The sequence below is a fragment of the Candidatus Poseidoniia archaeon genome, from assembly GCA_030748895.1.
Lineage (GTDB): Archaea > Thermoplasmatota > Poseidoniia > MGIII > CG-Epi1 > UBA8886.
Genome location: JASMLC010000008.1, coordinates 52,546 through 74,307, shown reverse-complemented (window position 1 = coordinate 74,307; position 21,762 = coordinate 52,546). Strand labels below are relative to the sequence as shown.

The window sequence follows — 21,762 nt, the reverse complement described above, 5'->3', positions numbered from 1 at the left end:
TATCTAGCAAGCCCCGGCGTAGCCGGGGATGGCGGGAACGGGTGGCCGGCGCTACGTTGTGCTGGCGGTTGTAATCATGCTGCTGGCGGCGTTGCCGTTCTCCCCGCTGGTGAGCTTCCAGTCGTCGCAGCACATTGACCCCGCTAGCGCTACCGACGACCCGCACCTGCCGACCAGGGATAGCGACAACGACGGGATGCCCGACTGGTGGGAGCTGATTCACAAGCTGAACCCGTTCGACGCCGCTGATGCCGCCTGGGATACTGACCATGACGGCTTTGACCTGAACGGCAACGGGGTGCTTGAGAGCTTCGAGAATTTTACCAACCTGATGGAGTTCGAGATGGAGTCGCTGCTCGGCAACTCGACCGACCCCAATGACCCCGACTCGGACCGCGACGGGATGCCGGATGGCTGGGAGGCACTCTACGGCCTCAACCCGCTTTTCGAGGGCGATGCGGAACTGGATTTTGACAATGACGGCCACGATTTCGACTATGGCGGGAGCATTACAGACTCCGAAAAGTTCAGTAATCTGGCCGAATTCCAGAACGGCACCAGCCCGTGGGAGCCCGACACCGACGGCGACGGGATGCCTGATGGCTGGGAGGCACACTGGTATCTCGACCCCACCAGCGGCGTCGACGCCTGGCAGGATGCCGACAATGACGGTTGGGACGCTGACTTCAACGGCGACCTTTCGTTCGCCGAGTTCTACACCAACCTCGCTGAATACCTGAATGACACCGCCCCGCGCGACGAAGATACCGATAACGATGAGATGCCTGATGGCTGGGAGGTGACCTACGGCCTCGACCCGCTCGACGCCAGCGACAACTGGGAAGACCTTGACGGCGACGGCCTCGACAATATCCGCGAATACAATAACAGCCTGCTCGATACCGGCTGGCGTCGTGCCGACGAGATTGACACGACGCACCCCGACCTGAACGATACCGACGGCGACAGCCTCAGCGACTTTGCCGAGTTGAGTACCTGGCTGACCGACCCGACTTTCAACGACACCGATTTCGACGGGATGCCTGACGGCTGGGAGGTGCAGTATGGCCTCAACCCGCGCGACCCGGCCGACGCGCGCGACGACCTCGACAACGACGGCCACGACTACGACCGCTCGCAGGCGATTGAGCCGGACGAATACTATACCAATTTGCAGGAATACCTGAACGGGACCGACCCCACCAATCCCGATAGCGATAACGACGGGATTCCGGACGGCTGGGAAGTGCAGTATGGCCTCGACCCGCTGGACCCGCTCGATGCGGTGCTCGACACGGATGGCGACGGCTGGGACTTCAACCGCAACGGCGAAGTGGCTGGCAACGAGACTTTCACCAACCTCGAGGAGTACAGCAGCGACACGCACCCTGACTTGAACGACACTGACGACGACGGGATGTGGGACGGCTGGGAAGTGTGGTTCGGCCTCAACCCGCTCGACCCGTTCGATGCGGGAGTGGACTACGATCTGGACGGCCACGACGCCAACTGGAACGGCAGCCTCGAGAGCGACGAGTTGCACACCAACCTGCTCGAGTTCATGGCCGACACCCATCCGTGGGTCGCAGATACCGACGACGACGGGATGTGGGACGGCTGGGAATACCAGCAAGGGCTGGACCCCAACAATCCACTCGACAGCCTGACCGACCCCGACATTGACGGCGTTGTCAACCGGCTGGAATACAACAATTCCCTTGCCGGCAGTAACTACACCGAGGTGGACGGCATCCGCTCGACCATCCCGCTGCTCAACGATACCGACGGCGACGGGCTGCTCGACGGCGAGGAAATTTTCGTCTATTTCACCGACCCGACCTGGAACGACACCGACATGGACGGGATACCGGACGGCTGGGAAATCCGGTACGGCCTCGACCCTCTCTGGGAGGGCGACGCCTGGTTCGATGGCGACAATGACGGCTACGACGCCAACCTGAATTCGAGCTTCGAGCAGGACGAGCTCTTCACCAACCTCGAGGAATACCTGAACTCCACCGACCCGACTAATGGCGACAGCGATTTCGATGGCATGGCCGACGGCTGGGAGGTTTACTGGGGCTTCGACCCGCTCAACAACAGCGACGCCTGGGACGACCCTGATAACGACGGGCTGGTGAACCTGCACGAGTTCAACAATTCCCTCGTCGAGGGCTACGACGAGTACGTGATTGCCGCCGACGCGATTCCCGGCAGCGACCCGCTGGCGCGCGACACCGACAGCGACCAGATTGAGGACGGCGAGGAAGTGGTCGCCGGCGACGACACCTTTGTCACCGACCCATCCAATCCCGATTCGGACGGTGACGGGATGCCGGACGGCTGGGAGATTTTCTACGGGCTCGATCCATTCAACGCCAGCGACGCCGGAGAGGATCCCGACGACGACGGCTGGGATTTCGACCGTAACGGCACTATCGAGCCGCGCGAGCATTTCACCAACTTGCAGGAATACCTCAACGGCACCGACCCTTGGGACGCCGACTCGGACGACGACGGGATGCCCGACGGCTGGGAGGCGTGGTACGGGCTCGACCCGGGCGACGCGGCTGACGCGGCTCTCGACCTCGACAGCGACGGCTACGACGCCAACCGCGATGACGAGCTCTCGCCTGAGGAGAAATTCACCAACCTCGAGGAGTTCCGTAACAACACCAACCCGGCGCTGCCCGACAGCGACGGTGACAACTGCACCGACGGCTGGGAGGTTTACTGGGACGAGCACAAGCCGGCCAACGAGACGCGCGGCTTCGACCCGCTCGACGCCAGCGACGGCGGCCTCGACTACGACGATGACGGCTGGGAGGACTGGGAGGGCAACTGGCATTACTTCCCCAACTGGCGCGAGGATGAGGCGCAGACCGACCCGTGGGACGCCGACTCGGACGACGACGGGATGAGCGACGGCTACGAGGCGGACAATTGACGCAAAATGCCGTCCCAAAACCTATATGTAGCGAAAGCCCCCGTCGGAACGCGCAGGTGCGCGTGATGGAGGGGCAGAAGTGGCTGAGTTTGCTGGTCGCGCTAGTGATGCTGCTCACGCCGCTGGCGGCGCTGCCGGTTTTCGGCTCGAACCCGAATGACCCGGATGGTGACGAGGACGACGATAATGACGGCTACGACGCCGACCGCGACGGTGAAATCTCGGCCGAGGAAATGTACACCAACCTCGAGGAGTACAACAACAACACCAACCCCAACAATCCCGATACCGACGGCGGCGGTGCTGGAGATGGCTGGGAGATATATTACGGTTTCAACCCGCGCAACGTCACCGACGACGGCGCCGACCCCGATAGTGACGAGCTCTCCAATTACTGGGAGTTCGCGTGGGACACCGACCCCTTCACCGCCGACAGCGACCAGGACGGAATGCCGGACGGCTGGGAGCACTACTACTCCGAGAAGAACGACCAGTGCGGCCTCGACCCCTCGGACTTCAGCGACCAGCACGCTGACCCCGACAATGACGGCTCGGACAACCTGCGCGAGTACAACGAAAACACAGACCCGTGCGACGATGACAGCGATGACGACGGCGATCCGGACGGCGAGGACCCGCCGCCCATCGAGCCGGGCGAGCCGCCGGGGGCCAAGCCCGATACCGGGCGGACCGACGGCAACGTCACGATTTACGAAATTTTCGACCCGGCGCTGATGTCGCTCAAGCGCTGGTCGACGCAGGACGCGCTCTACTACGACAGCTCGAGCGCCGACCCGTACACCATGTACATCTACAACACTTCCAAGGTCGAAATCTTCCCCACCGGCTCGACCGACTACACGCACATCTTCGAGGGGTGGCTCTGGATGGGCGTGATTGTCTCGCCTGAGATCTACACGCCGATTCCCTCGGTCTCGCCCGACGCCGACATCATCGACTACGACGCCAACCGGACCGGCCTCGAAATCTACTTCTACAAGGATGGTGCCGACAACTACTACATCCGCGGTAGTGAGGGCGCGAGCATAGACCTGCGCTACCGCATGGGAACCAATGGTTCCTACTTCAACCGCCCCGTCCCCGACACGCTCACCACCGCCGACCTGCCCCCGGAGGCGATTCGCCCCATCACCGGGCAGTCCGAGGTCGAGGAGAAGGTGAAGCAGTTCCTGCAATTGAAGAACGGGACCGAGCCGGCCAACGCGCCGCTCTACTGGCTCTGGCCCGAGAACGGTACGATGGAGACCAACCTCGAGAAACTGGTCACCAACCTCACCTGGTATTTCTCTAACTTCCGCGAGGGCGACGGCGATGTCCCCGACCCCGAGCCGCCCTACGATGTCTACCAGTCTATCTGCATCAACGGCATCGGCGCCTGCCGCCACCGCTCTTTCGGCTTCTTCGTCACGGCCAACGTGCTGGGGCTGCCGACGCGCTACGTCTCGAACGAGGCGCACGCCTTCGTCGAAGTCTACGTGCCCGTGGACAACCAGACCTACTCTGACAGTCACTGGAAGCGCATCAACCTCGGCGGCACCGGCTCGAGCACCACCCTCGACCGCCCCGACAGCGACGAGGGGGGCGATGAGTTCAACTTCGACGAGTTCGACCCGAATGATATCGACAACATGACCGGCGAGCAGGTCACAGTCGTGCTCGAGGGCGTCGCGCCTTCGGCTGCCGACAAGGGCGAGTTGTTCCGCCTCTGGGGCTATGTCGAGGACCGCAACGGGACGCGAATCGACGGCTTTTCAGTCGGTGGCGGGATGTGGGACGAGAACCACGCCGAGCCAGCGTTCGAGATTGGTACCGGTATTACCAATGCCACTGGTGACTTCGATTTCAACGCCACTGGCTTCCTCGCGGCACTGCCGGGGTGGAACGAAATTTATGCCGCTTCCTATGAGAGCGGTTTTATCGGTATCGATGGTCCCGAGGATGTCGAAGTCTCCACCGATACTGTGCTCACCGTAGATGCACCAGCCTCAGTTGGCAAGGGGCAGGAGCTGGTCGTTACCGGCAGCCTGCTCGACATCGGCGGAATAGCGGCATCGGGAGAGACTCTGGCGTTCGAGGTCTGGGAACCAACTTGGGGTGGATCAAAGCCAGGCACTGTGCGTTGCAATCCAACAGGATGGCAGCGTTATCGCTGTGACGAGATGGGTACCACTCAAACAGATGAATTCGGCAATTTCGTTGCTAGCTGGATGGTCCCCGAGACAGGCCAGCCAACAGCAGCTAATAACTACCATATCGATGTTCTGTTCGCAGGCTCGACATATCGCTACTCTACGGTTGAGACTACAGACCTGCGCATCCTGGAATCTTCGGTCGAACTGGAAGCGTGGCTCGACCCCGATACGGTCACGGTTGGCGATGACTTCTGGGTCAACGGCACTATCATCGAGGCGGCAATTGACAACGGCACCATCACGGTGGAGCTGGACGGTAATCTGCTCGCCAGCACCGCAGTGCAGGCGACGACCTGGTCGCTTGAGGCGACGGCGCCAATCCATCTGCCGGCCGGCAGCTACACGGTGCTGGTTATTTTCTACCCCGATGACCCCGATAATTCGACCCTCCCCGAGGAGCGGGTCTCGCTGACGCTGACACTGCTCGGCCTGAGCAGTATTGCGCTGGACGCGCTGCCCGACACGATTCGCAACGGCCCTGTAACACTCGAGGGGCGGCTGGTTGACCACCTTGGTGAGCCACTGGCGGATGAGACGGTTAATCTGCTTTGGGAGGGTGCAACTATCGGCAGCACGACGACTGAGGCGGACGGTGATTTCGCGTTCGAACACCAGCTTCCGATTACACATGCACTTGGCCCGGCTGGCTGGGGTGCCAGCTATGCCGGCAACACACTCCATGCGAGCTCATCCGCCTCGGCTGATGTAGACGTCCTGCAGCAGACAGTCCTTGAACTGGCTGTCGCGGGCCGCCATTTCTACCCTGGTGACAGCGTGCAGGTTGACGGCAGTCTCGCGATGGACAACGGTACCCCGCTGGCCGGCAGCCTCAGTCTGTTGCTGGACGGCGTCTTTGTGCGCGTCGAGGCGGCTGACGGCGTTTTCTCCTTCTCCTACGTGCCCGACACCTCTTACTTGGGTGTCGGCGCACACGCGCTCGAACTGGATTATGGCCGTGACGGCACCAACGCCGCGGTCGCCAATTCCACGACTGTCTGGCTCCACCGTACGGTGCTCCTCGATCTGGAGGGGCAGGAAGTGCGGCGCGGCGAGATTATCGCGCTAGTGGGCGACGCGCGTGACAGCGGCTCGCTTCCGGTCGCCGGCATCGAAATCAGTTTCGACTGGCCCGACGCGCCCAACCAGCCGCCCGCGGCGACCACCGGCGCCAGTGGTGACTACGAGAGCGACTTTACGGTACCCAACGCGCAACTGCTCGGCGAGACCGAGGTGCGCGCGCTCTTCGACAACGCGACCGCGCCCTACTACGACTCGACCGAAATAACGGCGCAGTTCACCGTCGTGAGCGATATGGTTATCACGCTCGAGCAGCAGCAGCTGGTGCGCGGCGAGCAGGTATGGTTCAACGGCACGCTCCACGACGACCGCGGCGAGCCAGTCGAGGACTTGGCGCTGAACCTGTTCTGGAATGAGGATTACCTGACCAACTTCGAGGGCGACGCCAACGGCAGTTTCGCCATCGCTTGCGACCCCGCATGGCCTTGCGGGGACGCGGAGCACCCGGTCGGCGAGGTCGCAGTACGGCTCACCTTCGACGGTTTCGGCTGGTATATGCCGGCCGAGCTGGAGCAGCCGTGGCCGCTCTGGGGCCGCGCGATTACGACACTCGAAACGTTCTCGCCGGTGGTCGTGGCAGGCAGTAACGTCACCTACTCGGGGACGGTGCGCAGCGACCTCGACGAACCACTCGACCGCACCCTTGCGGTGCTCTGGAACGGAATTACGCGCACAAGCGTCGAAGTGGTGAACGGCGAGTTCAGCGGCAGCTTCGCGCTGCCTCCCGACGCACCGGTCGGCAACTTCACGCTGACGCTCGCGTCCAGCGACCAGAACTGGCTGCGCGGCACTTCCGATTCGGGCACGGTCACGGTGCAGCGCTACACGACCATCGAGTTAATCTGGGAGCAGGGCTTCCGCAACGCCACCACCGCCGTCACCGGCTGGCTGCGCGACTCCTCCGGCGCGGGGCTGCCGGACGAGGAAATTGCGTGGAGCTTCGACGACGAACCGGCTGGCGCGACCGCCTCGGTCGAGTTCGGCGCGCTGCCGTTCAACTTTACCGTTCCGGAAGCGACGATGCTCGGCCCGCATACTTTCAGCGCCAGTTTCGCTGGCAGCTACTTCTACCTCCCCTCGACCGGTGCCGTAACCGGCGACATCGTCGCTGCGACCAGTTTCGCGCTTGAGCCGCTGGAGGTGCAGCGCGTGCTCGAATTCACTCTGGAGGCGACGCTGTTCGATGACCTTGGCGCTCCGCTCGGGGGCGAAATGGTGACGCTCACGCTGCGCGGCAACCCGCACGAGCTGATGACGGCGGGCGACGGCACGGTCTCGATAGACCTGACGCTGCCGGCGTCGCAACAGCTCGGCCCGCTGACGGCAACCTGGAGTTTCGGCGGCCGCGACTACTACCTCTCCGGCAGCACGCCGCATCCGCTTACCGTCGTCAGCCCGACGCAGCTGACGCTGTCGGCGGGCGACGCGGTGCTGGTGGGCGAGAGTTTCCACGTCAGCGGCGACCTCACCGACGACCTCGGCGCGGTGTTACAGGGCGACATCGAGTTCTACTTCGGCGGCCTGCCGGTCGCCACGCTCGCGACCGGAAGCGACGGTTCCTACAACTACAACTTCGCGGTCCCGACCGACTTGCTCGCAGGGCAGAACACGCTGACGGTGCAGTTCGCCGGCAGCGGCTGGTTCCTCCCCTCTTCGGCTTCGCAGCAGGTGCAGGTCTACCACACTACGCACCTGACGGTCGCGCCGGCCGAGGGCGTCCTGAACCTTACGACTTTCATCGAAGGCAGCATCGTCGACCGCGCCGGTCGGCCAGTGCCGGGACTCATCCTGCGCGCGGCGCTGCCGGACGGCCCCGAAGGCGCCGCGATTTCCGACGCGGAGGGCAATTTCGCGATTCCGCTACTGTTGCCGTTCTCGCTCGAGGTCGGCGACTACAACGTCATCGTCACCTTCGCCGGCAGCCAGGATTACTACGGCAACTCGACCGTTGCTTCGCTGCGCGCGAAGGCGGGAACGCTGACGCAACTCGACCTCCCCGCCTCGCTCGAGTCGGGCCAGCAATTCAGTGGGCAGATTACGCTGACCCTCGAGGACGGCACGCCGCTCGCCGACGCGCCGCTGCTGGTGAGCCTCGAGCCGTCGGGGATGACGCTGCTTGCGGTCACCGATGCCAACGGAACCGCCCGCTTCAGCGCCGAGTTCGACGGCAACGCCACCCAGCCGTTCTTCGTGCGGGTGACCTATCAGGGCGACGAATTTCACCTCAGCAACTCGGCCGAGGCGGCCATCACCTGGCGCGCGCCGCCCGAGGTGCCGAACTACCTGCTCTGGATGCTGGTCGCGCTGGCGGTCGCTGCCGCGGGCGGAACTGCCTACGGCTACCACTGGTATTCGACGCGCCACATCCGTGCCATCAGGAAAGTACTGACCGCCACCGCGACCGCGCTCGAGGAGAACGCGGACTACCGCGAGGCGATTATCTGCTCATACCGCGAGATGTCGCGCGTCCTACAGGGGCACGGCTACCTGCGGCGCAACTTCGAGACCGTGCGCGAGTTCCGCGACGCGCTGCGCGAGGCGGTACCACTGGACCACGCCTCCATCGAGCGGCTGACGTCGCTATACGAGGCGGCAGACTACTCTACGACTGACCAGCAGGGCGAGGACCGCACATCGGCCATCGGCTCGCTGCGCGCAATCCTCGAGAGCCTCGAAACGCTGATGCAGGAAGCAAGCTGAAGCATGCGCCTCTCCAGCCGGGCGGGACTCGCCATCCTGCTGGTGACAGTCCTGCTCTGTAGTTTCCTGCTATTTCCGCTGTTCCAGGGCGTCGTTTCGCGACCGCCGCAGCTCTCGGCCTATGGTGAGGACTGGAATGACGTCTCGCTCTTCCGCGAATCGCTCGAGGAAGAGGGCTACGAAGTTACCGCCATCCTGTCGAATCCGGCGGTCATCAACGACATCACCGTACACGACCAGACGCTGGTGGTCATCGCCGGTACCGAGTCGCCCTACTCGGCGCTCGAGGTCGAGGTGCTCGCCAGCTACCTCGAGCAGGGGGGGCGGGTGCTGGTGCTGGGCGATTTCGACTTCTCGAACTCGATAGCTGACTTGTTCACCGCCAGCTATACCGGCCACCGGCTTTGGGACCAGAACTATCAGGGTAACGTCTCGATGGTCGAGGTGCGCGCCTCGCTCGGCGGCGGCAGCTACACGCTGCTGCTCAACGAGCCGACCGCGCTGCGGACGCGCCAGCCGGTCACCAGCCCGCTCTGGGGCGCCGGCATCGAGCTGACCGAGAGCGTGATTATCTCCAGTTCGGCTAATTCGTATATCGACCTTGACGACGACGGCGTCATCACTCCCGAGGACGACGTCGCAGGGCCGGCCGGATTCCCGGTCGGGGTCTGGTGCGGGCTGCGCAAGGAGGGCGACGAGCTGGGGCAGGCGGTCTTCATTGGTGACTCCTCGCTCGCCATCAACCGCATGTGGGAGCGCGAGGACAACGCCGAGTTCATGCTCGATCTCGTGGCAGAGCTGCTACCCGACGGGGGGACCGTGCTCTTCGACGAGTCGCGCCACACGCAGGACACCTTCGGCGCCAGCCTGTTCCAGGCCGCCATCGGTTTCTACTTCCTGCTCTCGGGGCAGACGCTCATTATCCAGGCCATCCGGCTCAACGTACTTGTGGTAGTCATCCTCGCGACACTGATGGTCGCGCTGCGGCAGCCGGAACCGCTACGCTGGCGCCATTTTTTTGATATCCACCGGCCGCGTCCATGGCGCGGCTTGGGGAATCCCTCCATCGCGCAACTACAACAGTTGCTGCTGGAGCGGATGCGGCTGCGGCACCAGCTCTACGAACTGGATGACCTCGCTCCCGAGGAACGGCTGGCGCTGGCGACGGAACTGGTCAAGCGTTATAACATCCTGCTGGATGCCGGGCTGAGTGCGCTCCTGTTCCGGCCCGATTCGGTAAAGGAAGAGGACATCCGCGTGCTGGCACAGAAGATAGAGGCGTGGTCCACATGAGCAAAACCAAACTTTCAATCGAGGAGACCGGCAAGCTGGCCGACGTAATTCAGGCCGAGGTGGGCAAGGTCGTACTGGGCAAGCAGCAGAATATCGAGCTGCTAATGGCGGCGGTGCTGGCCAACGGCAACATTCTCTTCGAGGATTTCCCCGGGCTGGCGAAGACGCTGATGTCAAACACCCTCGCCGACACCCTGGGGTGCAAGTTCAAGCGTATCCAGTTCACCCCCGACCTGCTGCCGGCCGACATCACCGGTTCCTATTTTTTCGATCCTGAGAAGAACAAGTTCACGTTCCGCGAAGGGCCGATTTTCTGCAACCTGCTGCTGGCAGACGAAATCAACCGTGCGCCGCCCAAGACGCAGGCTGCGTTGCTGGAGGCGATGCAGGAAAAGCAGATAACCATCGAGGGCACAACGCACGTGCTCGAGCGGCCATTTATCGTGCTGGCGACGCAGAATCCCATCGAGTATGAGGGAACTTATCCGTTGCCGGAGGCGCAGATGGACCGCTTCCTCGTCAAGCTATCCGTGGGATATCCCGACGAGGAGGTCGAGACCGCCATCCTGGCCGCCCGCGCCGAGCGCAAGCATGACGCCTTCGAGGTGGAGAGCATTTCATCGCCGGGGCAGGTGGTGGCGATGCATCGTGCTGTCGAGGAAGTCTTCGTCAAGCAGGAAATAATGCAGTACATGGTGAGCCTCGTGCAGGGTACCCGCGGCGACCCGCGCGTCGCGGTCGGCTCGAGCCCGCGCGGTTCACTGGGACTGTTCAAGCTTTCGCGTGCGCTGGCGCTGCTCTCGGGACGCGACTACGTGGTTCCCGACGACGTCAAGCGCTCGGTCATCCCGGTGCTGGCGCACAGGATTATCCTGAAGCCGGAGGCGCGCATCCGCGGCGTCAAGCCGGAACAGGTGCTGGCGGAGCTCCTGACCGCGGTCGATGTCCCGGCCGTTAAGGTCGAAGACGAGTAGATGTGGACCCGTAAGGCGGTAACCTACACCGGCCTCGGCACTATCCTGGTGCTCTTCGCGCCTTTCATCAACAACCTGCAGCTGTTGCTGCTCGGCATCACGCTGCTCGGCTTTGTCGCGGTCCACAGCCTCGTCAACACGAGCCCGGTCAGCGTCAACATCACCCGCCGCTTCTCCGACTCGCAGATTTTCGAAGGGCAGGAGGTGGAGGTGGAGCTGGTAATCCAGAATCGCGGCCGCTCCATTGGATTTCTCGAAATCTACGACCAGCTGCCGCACGAGGTAGAGCTGGCGGGGGGGCTTAACCACACCATCGTGCGACTGCACCGTAACGAGGCGCTGCTGGCGCATTACCGCCTCGAGTGCCACCTGCGCGGGCAGTACCAGCTGGGCAAGCCGCGGCTGCGGCTCTACAATCCGTCGTTCCTGTTCTACTACGAGTCGGACGTCGACTCGGAGTCGACGCTGGTCGTTTTCCCGAAAATCGAAGCGCTGGAGGGGCTTGACCTTTCGAGCGACTTTCCCAAGATGTACCAGGGCGCGATGCCGATTCGGCGCATCGGGACCAGCGGCGAGTTCTACTCGATTCGCGAATACCATCCCGGCGACGATTTCAAGAACATCAACTGGCGCGTCTTTGGCCGCACGCGCAAGCTGATGGTCAACCAGTTCGAGCGCGAGGACATCAGCGACGTGATGCTGGTGCTCGACGCGCGCGAGATTGCCGGCACCGGCACGCCGGTCCACAACCCGCTCAACTACGGCTGCCGCGCGGCGGCGGCGCTGGTCGACTACTTCCTGCACACCCGTAATCGCGTCGGCCTCACGATTTACGGCGAGGCGGTCGAGTCCATCGGCGTCGACAGTGGCGAGCGGCACCTCTACCGGCTGCTGACGAAGCTCTCCGAGGTGCGGCCGGCCGGTGCCCTGGGGCTGCACACGGTCGTTGGCGAGCTGCGCAACTTCACCCCGCGCTCGCCGGTCATCGTCATCTCGACCCTCGAGCAGGACCCGACGGTGCACGCCGCGTTGCGCGAAATCACCGCGCACGGCTTCAAGCTGACGCTCATCGCGCCCGACACGCTCGAGTTCGACCGGGAGTCGCGCATCATCTCGCCGGCGGTCTACTTCACCGCCTCGGCCGAACTCGACAACAACATCTCCGAGGCGCGCTCGCTCGGCGCGCGCGCCCTGCGCTGGGACCCGGATTCGGTGCTGGGGCCGGCGCTACAGGAGGTAGTCAAGTGATTGCGCATCCGCGTCTGTTCGCTATGCAGGTGCTCGCGACCGCGGCGCTGGCGGCGTGCGCCTGGCTCGGATTCGTCGTCTCGGCTGGCGCCGATTCGCTGCTGACGCAGGCGCTCAACGTGGTGCTCGGCTCATTTGGCCTCGACCCGATTTTCGTCGCCACGGCCGAGACGGTCGCGGGTGGTATCATGCTGGGGCTGCTGCTGGGCGGCATGCTGGTGCTGGCCGACGAGCGCGGCTACGGCTACTGGGTGGGCGGGACGCTGGCGCTGCTGCCGTTCCTGCTGGCGTGGCTCTCGCTGACCGGCCGCTCGCCGCTCGCGCCCGAGCCGCTGCACGCGCTCGCTAACTTCGGCTGGCTGGCGCTGCCGTTGCTCGCCGGCACCTTCGGCATCTGGCGCAACTCGCTGCCGACCATCGCCATCGGCGCGCTGCTGGTGCTGGTGCAGCCGCTCAACCTCGCGGGGAACGACGTCAGCGCCATCTTCGCCATCCTCGGCTTCATCTTCTGCTTCATGCTCTACATAGAGCTCGCCTACGGCCACCTGCGCTACGCGCGGCTGGCGCGCATCATGAACTACTCGGGCGAGTTCGGCTCGGTGCTGAACTGGTTCGGCATGATGCTGCTGCTGACGCTCGGCTTCACGACCCTCCTCACCGTGGCGGCGTTCGGCTTCCACGACCTGCTCGGTAACGCCCTCCCCCCGCGGTTCCATAACTCCATCGAGTTTAACACGATTTACGGCCGCGCGCTCTCGGTGATGGTCTTCTTCGCGCTGTGGGCGATTGCGCAGACCATCTTCTCGCGGCAGTTCCTGGCGCGGCAGGTGGAGTAGGGGCGGGAATCTATCCCTCTCCGTCGCTGTTGCTGTTCTTTGGGTCAGTGCCCCATTCGATTCTCTCCGCCCAGTGGCTCAGCCCGTCATCGTCCCTCGGCCCGGAACCATCTACGTCGGCGACCCTGACGTCAAACCAGATGGCGGCGTCGTTTTTGTCGCTGCCATCCCCTCTGGAAAAGCCCATGCCGTTGCTGTCGCTGGCGCCGCAGCTGCACGACGTATCGGGATAGTCGCCATCATCACCATACCACAGCCCGGTGGCAAGGTTGAAAGTGACGTCAAGGCTACTTGTCGATGAAATCTACGACTCCATCGTTGTCCGAATCTCTGTCAGCCGGGTCGGTGTGGTAGGCGACCTCATCGCCGTCATCGAGACCGTCGCCGTCGGAGTCCATTATCATGGGGCTGGTGCCGTAGGTATTAACCTCTACCCCGTCATCCAGGCCGTCATCATCGCTGTCCGTGTCCAGCGGGTTGCTGTGGTATGCCGTAATCTCCACAAAAATACGCCACCCCCGCCCGCCCCCGCGGCCGGTTTAAGCCGGCCGCCGCTTGCCGTGCATGGAGTGGGTCGTCTTCGACGCGGTCGGGACGCTGATGTATCCCTGCCCCGGCGTGCCGCTCGCCTACCACGAAATCGGCCGGCGCTACGGCTCACGGCTCTCCGAGAAGGTGGTGCGCGAGCGGCTGTCTGTCGCCTTCGGGAGCGTGGTGCGGCCGCGCGGCGACCGCACCTCGGCGGACGACGAGCAGGCGTGGTGGCGACGCGTCGTCGCCGCGACGCTAACTGATGTCAGCGACCCCGCGGCGACGTTCGACTCGCTCTGGGCCAACTTTGCCGCGGCGCAAAGCTGGTGCCTCTACGGCGACGTTGCAGCGGGGGTCTCCGCCGTCGCCGACCGCGGGCTGCGCGCGGCGATCGCGTCCAACTTTGACGCGCGGCTCGGGGGCATCATTGGCGGCCACACGGAGCTCGACGCGGTGCGGCCGGTGCTGCACGCGGCCGGGCTGGGGTGGCGCAAGCCGGCGCGGCAGTTCTTCGACGCCGTCTGCCGCGAGCTTGGCTGCACGCCCGACGCGGTACTCTACGTCGGAGACGACCCGCACGGCGACGTTGTGCCAGCGCGCGCAGCCGGGATGCGCGCGCTGCTTGTCGCACGCGACGGGGGCGGCGACCTGCGCAGCCTGGCGGAGCTCGCGTCGCACCTGTAATTACACCTGCACCGCGCCCGCAGCCGCTTAAACCCGCGATGGTTCCGCGCGCCATGACGCCGCGCGACGACGCTGAAGCCATCTTCCACGCGGCGGTCGCGGCGGTGCAGCCAGAGGTGCTACTTTCAGGGCATTTGCAGCGCGACGGCGACCGGCTCTGGTTCCCCGCCATCGAGCTGGAATGGCAGCTGGACCGCAACGTCAGGCTCGCCGCGTTCGGCAAGGCGGCGCCGGGAATGGTGCGCGCGGCCGAGACCATCCTCGGCGAGCACATCGTCGTCGGCATTGCGAGCGTCCCTGTCGGGACGGCGCCGTGCGACGGCGTCACCGCGTTCCACCCGGGCGCCGCCGACAACCTGCCCGACGAGGCGGCAATGGAGGCGGCCGAACGCATCAATGACCTCGCTGTGGAGGCGTCCGCGGACGAGCTGTTGCTGGTGCTCATCTCGGGCGGCGGCTCGGCGCTGCTGCCGCTGCCGGCAGCAGGAATCACGCTCGAGCAGAAGCTGGCGACGACGCGCGCGCTCACCAGCGCGGGGGCGACCATCAGCGAGCTGAATGCGGTGCGGCGCCACCTCTCGGAGCTGAAGGGGGGCCGGCTGGCGCAGCTCGCTGCGCCGGCGACGGTCGTCGCGCTCGCCATCTCGGACGTCATCGGCGACCCGTTGCCCGACATCGCTTCGGGGCCGACAGTGGGTGATTCCTCGACTTACGGTGACTGCCTTGCCATCGTCGCGCGGCTTGGCGTCGAGCTGCCGTCGGCGGTCGCGGCGCACCTCGAGCGCGGCGCCGCGGGCGAACTCGAAGAGACGCCCGCCGTCGAGCCGCCGAAAACCCGCACGGCGGTCATCGGGTCGAACCGCATCGCGCTCGAGGCGGCGGCCGCCACGGCCGCCGCGCGCGGCTACGCGGCGGGCATCGTCACCGATGCGCTGGAGGGCGAGGCGCGCGGCGCTGGAAAGCACATTGCGCGCCACATTACGGGCGAGCGCGGATGCCGCTGCCTGCTCTGGGGCGGCGAGACGACCGTGGCCGTTACCGGGGACGGTCGCGGTGGTCGCTCGCAGGAACTAGCGCTCGCGGCTGCAATTGAGCTGGCTGGTAGTGCCGGCACCGGATTGCTCGCTGCCGGGACCGACGGGCAAGACGGGCCGACCGACGCCGCCGGCGCGTGGGTGGACGGCGGGACGCCGGTCGCTGGCGCACGGGCGGCGCTCGACGCCAACGACTCGCATGGTTTCCTGGCGCCGACCGGCGCGCTGTTCCGGCCGGGGCTGACCGGCACCAACGTCATGGACATCGTCATCGGGCTGGTCGACAGGTAATTAAGCGGCCGCCGCTGGCTTCGCATGAAGGTGTTCGTCACGCGGCGGCTGCCGGAGACGGTGATGGGCCGGCTCGAGAAGGCGAATGAAATCACCGAGCTGCGGGTCAACCCGGAGGACCGCGCGCTGACGCGCGACGAACTTGAGGAAGGCACGGCGTGGTGCGACATCCTGCTGAGCCAGCTGGTCGACCCGGTCGATTCGGCGCTGATGGAGTGCAATTCCGAGCTGAAGCTGATTGCCAACTACGCCGTTGGCTACAACAACATCGACGTCCCGGCGGCGACCAAACGCGGAATCCCGGTCACCAACACCCCCGGCGTGCTCGACGACTCGACCGCCGACCTGACCTGGGCGCTGCTGATGGCGGTCGCGCGGCGCATCGTCGAGGCCGACCGTTACATGCGCGACGGCAAATACGAGGGATGGGCGCCGACGCTGCTGATGGGCACCGACGTCCACCATAAGACGCTGGGCATCGTCGGGCTGGGTCGCATCGGCTTCGCGCTGGCGCAACGCGCGCGCGGCTTCGGCATGCGTATCCTTTACAGCGACCTGGAGCCGAAGCCGTACGCGGAGGAGGTCGGCGCAGAATATGTGGACATGTACACGCTGCTGCGCCAGAGCGACTTCGTTTCGCTGCACCCCTTCTACGACAAGAAGTCGCACCATCTCATCGACACGCGCGAGCTGCGCGAGATGAAGCGCAGCGCATTCCTGATTAACGTCAGCCGCGGCCCGGTGGTGAACGAAAAGGTGCTCGTCAAGGCGCTGAAAGCGGGCGAAATCGCCGGTGTGGCGCTCGATGTCTACGAGCGCGAGCCGGCGATGGAACCCGAACTGGCGCAGATGGACAACGTCGTCATCGTCCCGCACATCGCTTCCGCCAGTCTGGAGACCCGCACGGCGATGGGCAATATCGCGGTCGATAACGTGCTGGCGCGCTGCCGCGGGGATGCGCTGATGACCTGCCTCAACCCGGAAGCGGCAGGCTAGCGCGGCGCGGCAGCACGGAAGTCGCGCATGCTTGGCGCCGCCGCAGCGTTTATCATTACCCCTGCCCCCATCGACTCGCCTCGGGCTTCGGAGGAGAGCTCACAGTTATTTACCTCAATTCCCGCCCGGGGCAACCTGCTCCCGCCGGTGGACCGGACGTTGGTCCGGCAGCACTTTAATATGAGCGGGCGGTAGCCGGGAAGCATGGCGGAGCTGACGGCGGTGCTGCACCGTGAGGAAGGCGTCTTCGTAGCCGAGTGTCCCGAAGTCGGGACGGTGAGCCAGGGGGATACGGTAGATGAGGCGCTCGCCAACCTGAAGGAGGCGACCGAACTCTACCTCGAGGAATTCCCGATGCAGGAGTTCGAGCCTCCGGTGATTGCCACTTTCTCCGTTTCGGAGGGAGCGGGTGCCGCGGCTTAAGCCGGTCTCCGGCGAAAAGGTCGTGAAGATTCTCTGCCGCCATTTCGGCTTCAGCGTTACCGGCCAGCGCGGCAGCCATGTGCGGCTCTCGCGCGAGACTCCGCAAGGCAAGGTAGGCACCGTCGTGCCGCTGCACCGCGAGCTGAAACGGGGGACCCCTGCGGGGCGTGCTGCGGCTGGCGAAAGTAGACGCCGCTGAATTTGTACACCACATTTGAGCCGCCTCCCGCCAGCCTTTTAGCGGCCGCCACCTGCCGCCGGCCGTGAGCTTCTCCGGGATGGCAGTCGCGGTCATCGACAACGGCGGCCAGTGGACGCACCGCGAATGGCGCGTGCTGAACTACCTCGGCTGCGCGGCCGAAATCGTGCCGAACACGACGCCCCCCTCGGAACTGGAGCGCTTTCGCGCGCTGGTGCTCTCGGGCGGTGCGCCGCGCATCGAGTCGGAAGCGGACGCGCTCGGCCTTACGGCGGAGTACCTCGACGCCGCGCACTGGCCGATTCTCGGCATCTGCGTCGGCCACCAGTACATGGCGGCCCACTTCGGCGGTGCCGCCGGCCCTGCGCGCGTGCCGGAGTTCGGCGCGGCGCTGGTCTCGGTCGCCGAGCGGGGCTGGCTGATGGCGGGGCTGCCCGACGAGTTCACCGCCTGGGAGAGCCATAACGACGAAGTGACGCGGCTGCCCGACGGGTTCGACATCCTGGCATCGAGCGACGACTGCGTGGTGCAGGCGATGCAGCACCGGAAGCTGCCGTACGCGGGGGTGCAGTACCATCCCGAAGTCGAGCATTCGGAATACGGTGCCGAGCTCTTCACCAATTTCCTTGAACACGCGCAAGCGTGGCGGCCGTAGCAGCCGCGTCGCCGCGCTGTGAAACAAGCGGTGACGCCAGACTGCGCCACGGCGTCAGGGACTGACGCCAGGCTGCGCCCGCGAAGTCAGCGACCGGAGAGAGCTGACGCAGCAGCGCCGCCACACGACATCACTTCCGGCGCGCCGTCCGCGGGTCGTCTTACGGATACCCGCAAGGTGCTGCGGCGCGCCAGAGCGATGCCGCAGTCGCGGCCCCAACAGGCGACTGGCAGCGCAGGGTAGCGGTTTTTAGCGGGACGCTCTCGCCCCGCTGGTGTGGTAGCCATGGGCAGCAACGACAGGATAGGACAGATTTTCGGGCTGGAGAGCAACATTGGCGACCTTCCGGACGGTGAGCGGAAGGCGATTCGCGGCTGGTGCTACTACGACTGGGCCAAGTCTGCCTTCGAGACCAGCATCGTCGTCGCCATCCTGCCGGTCTACTTCGTCACGCTCTTCAAGCACGCGTACGGCAGCGAGCTGACGCTGGCTGGCTTCACGTTTACGGGCGACTCAATGTGGGCCTGGGCGACGTTCCTCTCGGCGATTATCATCGCGCTGGTCGGCCCCGGTATGGGAGTCATCGCCGACCGCGCCGAAATCAAGATGAAGCTTACGAAGTACCTGACCTGGGCTGGCGCTGGCGCGACGGTGTTGCTGGCGGGCGCCTACTTCCTGTCGGCACACTGGGGTTTCATCTGGCTTTTTGTTTTCTACGTTCTGGCGAATATGGGGCTGCTTTCAGCGACCATCTTCTACAATGCGATGCTGCCCTATCTGGGCGAGCGCGCCAGCGCCGATTACGAAGTGGCGCACCGGGGCGGGCCGGTGCAGATGGACGATATCTCCAACCGTGCCTTTGCCTATGGCTATTTCGGCGGCGGCATCCTGCTCGCGATCCACCTGGCGATGGTCAGCATCCTGGTCGACGCCGACGGGAACATGCTCGGCTGGGTTGTCCCGGTGGCACTCGCCAGTTCGGGGCTGTGGTGGTACGGCTTCGCGCTGATTACGATTAACTGGGTGCCCGAGCCACACATCCCCGACCCGGTGCGCAATCTCACCTTCGGCTCTGCCACGCGGCTGGCGCTGACCGAAGTGCGCAAGACCCTTGGTGAAGTCAGCCGCTTCCGGGTGCTCGCCATGTACATCGTGGCCTACTTCTTCTTCATCGACGGCATCAACTCCGTGACCTCCCTCGCCGGTGCTTTTGGCGCAGGGGTTCTGGGAATCCCGCTGGTGCTCAACATGGCGGTCATCCTGCTGGTGCAATTTGTCGCCGCCCCGTCGGCGATGCTCTTCACGCGGCTCGCCGGTTCGACCTCGACCAAGACCGCACTCACCGTGGCACTGGTGGGTTGGGTCGTCATCATCTTCGGCGCGGTCGGCTTCGCGCCGCTCGAGCTGGCGGAGCACGACGAGTATGACTTCCAGTTCGACTGGGACGAATCCGGCTATGAAGTCACCGCGTTGGGCGGCGTCTCGCTCGGGGAATCGGACGCCGACCAGGCGTTCAAGGCCGAATGGGCGGACATCCTGCCGCTCGACGTCGAAGGCGAAATATCAGCCGACGCGACCGGCTCCGCCAACGAAGAACGCGCGACCGCGTTCCTCGCCGCGATTGGCGGCGACGGCCACTTCTCGGCTTCTGTTAGTGGCGGGCTGCTCGATGGGCAGACCGCGCTCGGGGAAGACCATCCCACTTCGCTCGGTGACGGCGCTATCGACGCTTTCCCGAGCTTCCTGCGCGATAATTTCTGGGCGCCGCTCGGCTTCGGTATTTCGTTGCAGTGGCTTTTCCTGGGGCTGCTGGCGGGACTGCTCCTCGGCGGCTCGCAAGGCTTGGCGCGCTCCATCTTCGGCCAGATGGTGCCGCAGACGCGCTCGGCCGAATTCTTCGGCTTTTTCGGCTTTTTCGGCCGAATCGCCGCTTTCCTCGGGCCACTAATCTACGTGCTCGTCACGGGCCTGTTCGACAGCCGTACCGCGGTCCTGAGCCTCGGTGTGCTGGTGGTCATCGGAGCCGTGCTGCTCCAGCGGATTGACGTCGACGCTGGCATCCGCGTCGCGGCTGTCGAAGACGAGCGGAAGCGCGGAAACGCAGGGTGAATCGGCGCGAGCGGCTGCGCCAGCGCGGCCGGGCCCTGCGGGAGCGGGCGCGCAAACTGCGCGAAATGCCGCGCCCGGTCGAGCCGCTGACCGCCAAGGTGGGGTGGCTGCCGCTGATTTCATGGTCGCTCTACGACCTTGCCAACACCGTTTTCTCGCTCAACATAGTCTCGCTCTACTTCGGGTTGTGGATCGTGCTGGAGATGGGCGGTAGCGACTCGCACTACGGCTACGCTAATTCAATCTCGATGCTGCTGATTTTCCTGACCGCGCCGGTGCTGGGCGCGCTTTCCGACCAGGCCAAGCGGCGGATGCCGTTCCTGGTCGTGACGACGCTGGTCTGTGTTGCCTTCACCGCGCTGCTGGGCTACGACGGCGGGCTGGCGCGCGACGACCGGCTGCTGCTCTCGCTCGGGATTTTCGTCGTCGCGAACTACTTCTATCAGGCGGGACTGATATTCTACGATTCGCTGCTGCCGGTCGTCTCGACTGACGCGAACCGCGGCCGCGTGGGCGGGGTCGGCATCGGCCTCGGGTATGTCGGCAGCTTCCTCGGCGTCGGCGCCGGAATCCTGCTGCTGGGGATTATCGGCTACGTCGGTATGTTCCAGGTCTCGGCGCTGCTGTTCCTGATGTTCTCGATCCCCTGCTTCGTCTTCGTGCGCGAGACCGAAACCGACGACTTCTGGCCCTCGCTCTGGCTGCTGGCAGCGCTGCTGCTGCTGCTGAACGCGTGGCTGCTCGGCGGCGACTATTCGCTGGCGCTGCTAGTCGCCGCCATCATCGCGGGCGGCGCGTACCTGCGCGCGCGGACCGCGCCGCTGCTGAAACGCAACTTCCAGTTGAAATTCATCGGCGGCGCGTTCCGGCAGGTGCGCGACACGGTGCGCCGTGTCAAGCAGTTCCCGGGGCTGGGACGTTTCCTCATCGGGCGGATGTTCTATACCGACGCGGTGAACACGCTCATCGTCTTTATGGGAATTTACATCACCGGCGAGTTCGACTTCAGCACGCAGCAGGTGCAGTATTTCCTGCTCATCGGTATCGGCACCTCGATTCTAGGCGGCTTCGGCTGGGGCTGGGTGGTTGACTGGCTCGGCCCGAAAACCAGTCTCAACCTCGTCCTCTGGACCTGGTTCTTCAACTTCACGATGATAATCGGCGTCGCCCTCTTTGACCTGCCGACCGCCATCCTGTGGGTCGGCGCGGCGACCGCCGGCATCGCGCTGAGCGGCACATGGGCGGCTGACCGCCCCTACATGCTGCGGCTGACACCGCCGCGCCTCGTGGGGCAGTTCTACGGGCTCTACTCGATGGTCGGCCGCTTCGCAACCATCATCGGCCCGGTGATGTGGGCGCTGATTGTCGACACGCTCGGCTGGGGGCGGCCGGCAGCAGTCGCCGCGCTGTTCCTCTTCACCATCGTCGGCTACATCATCCTGCAAGGGGTCGACGACGCGCCGCGCGACTGGCCGCCCGAGCTGCTGGCCGACTATGAGCCCGAGCCGCCCCGTGGCGCAATAGGCCGTTCCCGTTGAGCCTTTAAAACCGC

At 64.8% G+C, this 21,762-nt stretch carries 15 protein-coding genes and 1 pseudogene; 14 read left to right on the top strand and 2 right to left on the bottom strand.

Features of this window, described 5'->3' with window-relative positions:
• Nucleotides 1-28: 28 nt before the first annotated feature.
• From QGG57_04735 to QGG57_04710, 6 genes are read left to right on the top strand one after another with little or no spacing between them, the layout of a single operon-like run.
• The gene (locus QGG57_04735; GenBank protein MDP7007474.1) at nucleotides 29-2,947 is read left to right on the top strand and encodes a hypothetical protein; all 2,919 of its coding nucleotides are present in this window, start codon (nucleotides 29-31) and stop codon (nucleotides 2,945-2,947) included.
• Nucleotides 2,948-3,003: 56 nt separating this feature from the next.
• Complete coding sequence (locus QGG57_04730) at nucleotides 3,004-8,937, top strand: hypothetical protein (GenBank protein ID MDP7007473.1); 5,934 nt, start codon at nucleotides 3,004-3,006, stop codon at nucleotides 8,935-8,937.
• A gap of 3 nt (nucleotides 8,938-8,940) precedes the next feature.
• Nucleotides 8,941-10,230 carry a DUF4350 domain-containing protein gene (locus QGG57_04725; GenBank protein ID MDP7007472.1) on the top strand — a complete coding sequence of 430 codons (1,290 nt, stop codon included), beginning with the start codon at nucleotides 8,941-8,943 and terminating at the stop codon, nucleotides 10,228-10,230.
• Nucleotides 10,227-11,204, top strand: a complete 978-nt coding sequence (locus tag QGG57_04720) for a MoxR family ATPase (GenBank protein MDP7007471.1) — start codon at nucleotides 10,227-10,229, stop codon at nucleotides 11,202-11,204. Before QGG57_04725 ends, QGG57_04720 begins: the two co-directional genes overlap by 4 nt.
• Nucleotides 11,205-12,452 (top strand): DUF58 domain-containing protein, encoded by a 1,248-nt coding sequence (locus QGG57_04715; protein MDP7007470.1) that lies wholly within the window; start codon nucleotides 11,205-11,207, stop codon nucleotides 12,450-12,452.
• Entirely contained in the window at nucleotides 12,449-13,288 is an 840-nt protein-coding gene (locus QGG57_04710) for a hypothetical protein (GenBank protein ID MDP7007469.1), read from the top strand. Before QGG57_04715 ends, QGG57_04710 begins: the two co-directional genes overlap by 4 nt.
• A gap of 10 nt (nucleotides 13,289-13,298) precedes the next feature.
• Here the strand turns inward: QGG57_04710 and QGG57_04705 are convergent, their stop codons facing one another.
• Together QGG57_04705 and QGG57_04700 are read right to left on the bottom strand one after the other, a co-directional pair.
• A complete protein-coding gene (locus QGG57_04705) occupies nucleotides 13,299-13,475 on the bottom strand; it encodes a hypothetical protein (GenBank protein ID MDP7007468.1) in 177 nt (58 codons plus the stop codon).
• Nucleotides 13,476-13,575: 100 nt separating this feature from the next.
• The gene (locus QGG57_04700) at nucleotides 13,576-13,791 is read right to left on the bottom strand and encodes a hypothetical protein (GenBank protein ID MDP7007467.1); all 216 of its coding nucleotides are present in this window, start codon (nucleotides 13,789-13,791) and stop codon (nucleotides 13,576-13,578) included.
• Between the two features lie 61 nt (nucleotides 13,792-13,852).
• Here QGG57_04700 and QGG57_04695 point away from each other — a divergent pair, with 61 nt between their 5' ends.
• The 8 genes and pseudogenes from QGG57_04695 (at nucleotide 13,853) to QGG57_04660 (ending at nucleotide 21,748) form a co-directional block, all read left to right on the top strand.
• Nucleotides 13,853-14,503 (top strand): HAD hydrolase-like protein, encoded by a 651-nt coding sequence (locus tag QGG57_04695; protein ID MDP7007466.1) that lies wholly within the window; start codon nucleotides 13,853-13,855, stop codon nucleotides 14,501-14,503.
• 53 nt (nucleotides 14,504-14,556) lie between these two features.
• Nucleotides 14,557-15,828 (top strand): DUF4147 domain-containing protein, encoded by a 1,272-nt coding sequence (locus QGG57_04690; protein ID MDP7007465.1) that lies wholly within the window; start codon nucleotides 14,557-14,559, stop codon nucleotides 15,826-15,828.
• A gap of 24 nt (nucleotides 15,829-15,852) precedes the next feature.
• Nucleotides 15,853-16,824 carry a D-glycerate dehydrogenase gene (locus QGG57_04685; GenBank protein MDP7007464.1) on the top strand — a complete coding sequence of 324 codons (972 nt, stop codon included), beginning with the start codon at nucleotides 15,853-15,855 and terminating at the stop codon, nucleotides 16,822-16,824.
• A gap of 204 nt (nucleotides 16,825-17,028) precedes the next feature.
• Nucleotides 17,029-17,247 (top strand): type II toxin-antitoxin system HicB family antitoxin, encoded by a 219-nt coding sequence (locus tag QGG57_04680; GenBank protein ID MDP7007463.1) that lies wholly within the window; start codon nucleotides 17,029-17,031, stop codon nucleotides 17,245-17,247.
• Nucleotides 17,234-17,465, top strand: a pseudogene (locus QGG57_04675) (type II toxin-antitoxin system HicA family toxin). The gene QGG57_04680 and the pseudogene QGG57_04675 overlap by 14 nt, the downstream one beginning before the upstream one ends.
• Before the next feature lie 60 nt (nucleotides 17,466-17,525).
• Nucleotides 17,526-18,101, top strand: coding sequence for a GMP synthase subunit A (locus tag QGG57_04670; GenBank protein MDP7007462.1), 576 nt, complete (start codon nucleotides 17,526-17,528; stop codon nucleotides 18,099-18,101).
• Between the two features lie 285 nt (nucleotides 18,102-18,386).
• Nucleotides 18,387-20,210 carry an MFS transporter gene (locus QGG57_04665; GenBank protein MDP7007461.1) on the top strand — a complete coding sequence of 608 codons (1,824 nt, stop codon included), beginning with the start codon at nucleotides 18,387-18,389 and terminating at the stop codon, nucleotides 20,208-20,210.
• Nucleotides 20,207-21,748, top strand: coding sequence for an MFS transporter (locus tag QGG57_04660; protein ID MDP7007460.1), 1,542 nt, complete (start codon nucleotides 20,207-20,209; stop codon nucleotides 21,746-21,748). The genes QGG57_04665 and QGG57_04660 overlap by 4 nt, the downstream gene beginning before the upstream one ends.
• Nucleotides 21,749-21,762 lie beyond the last annotated feature (14 nt).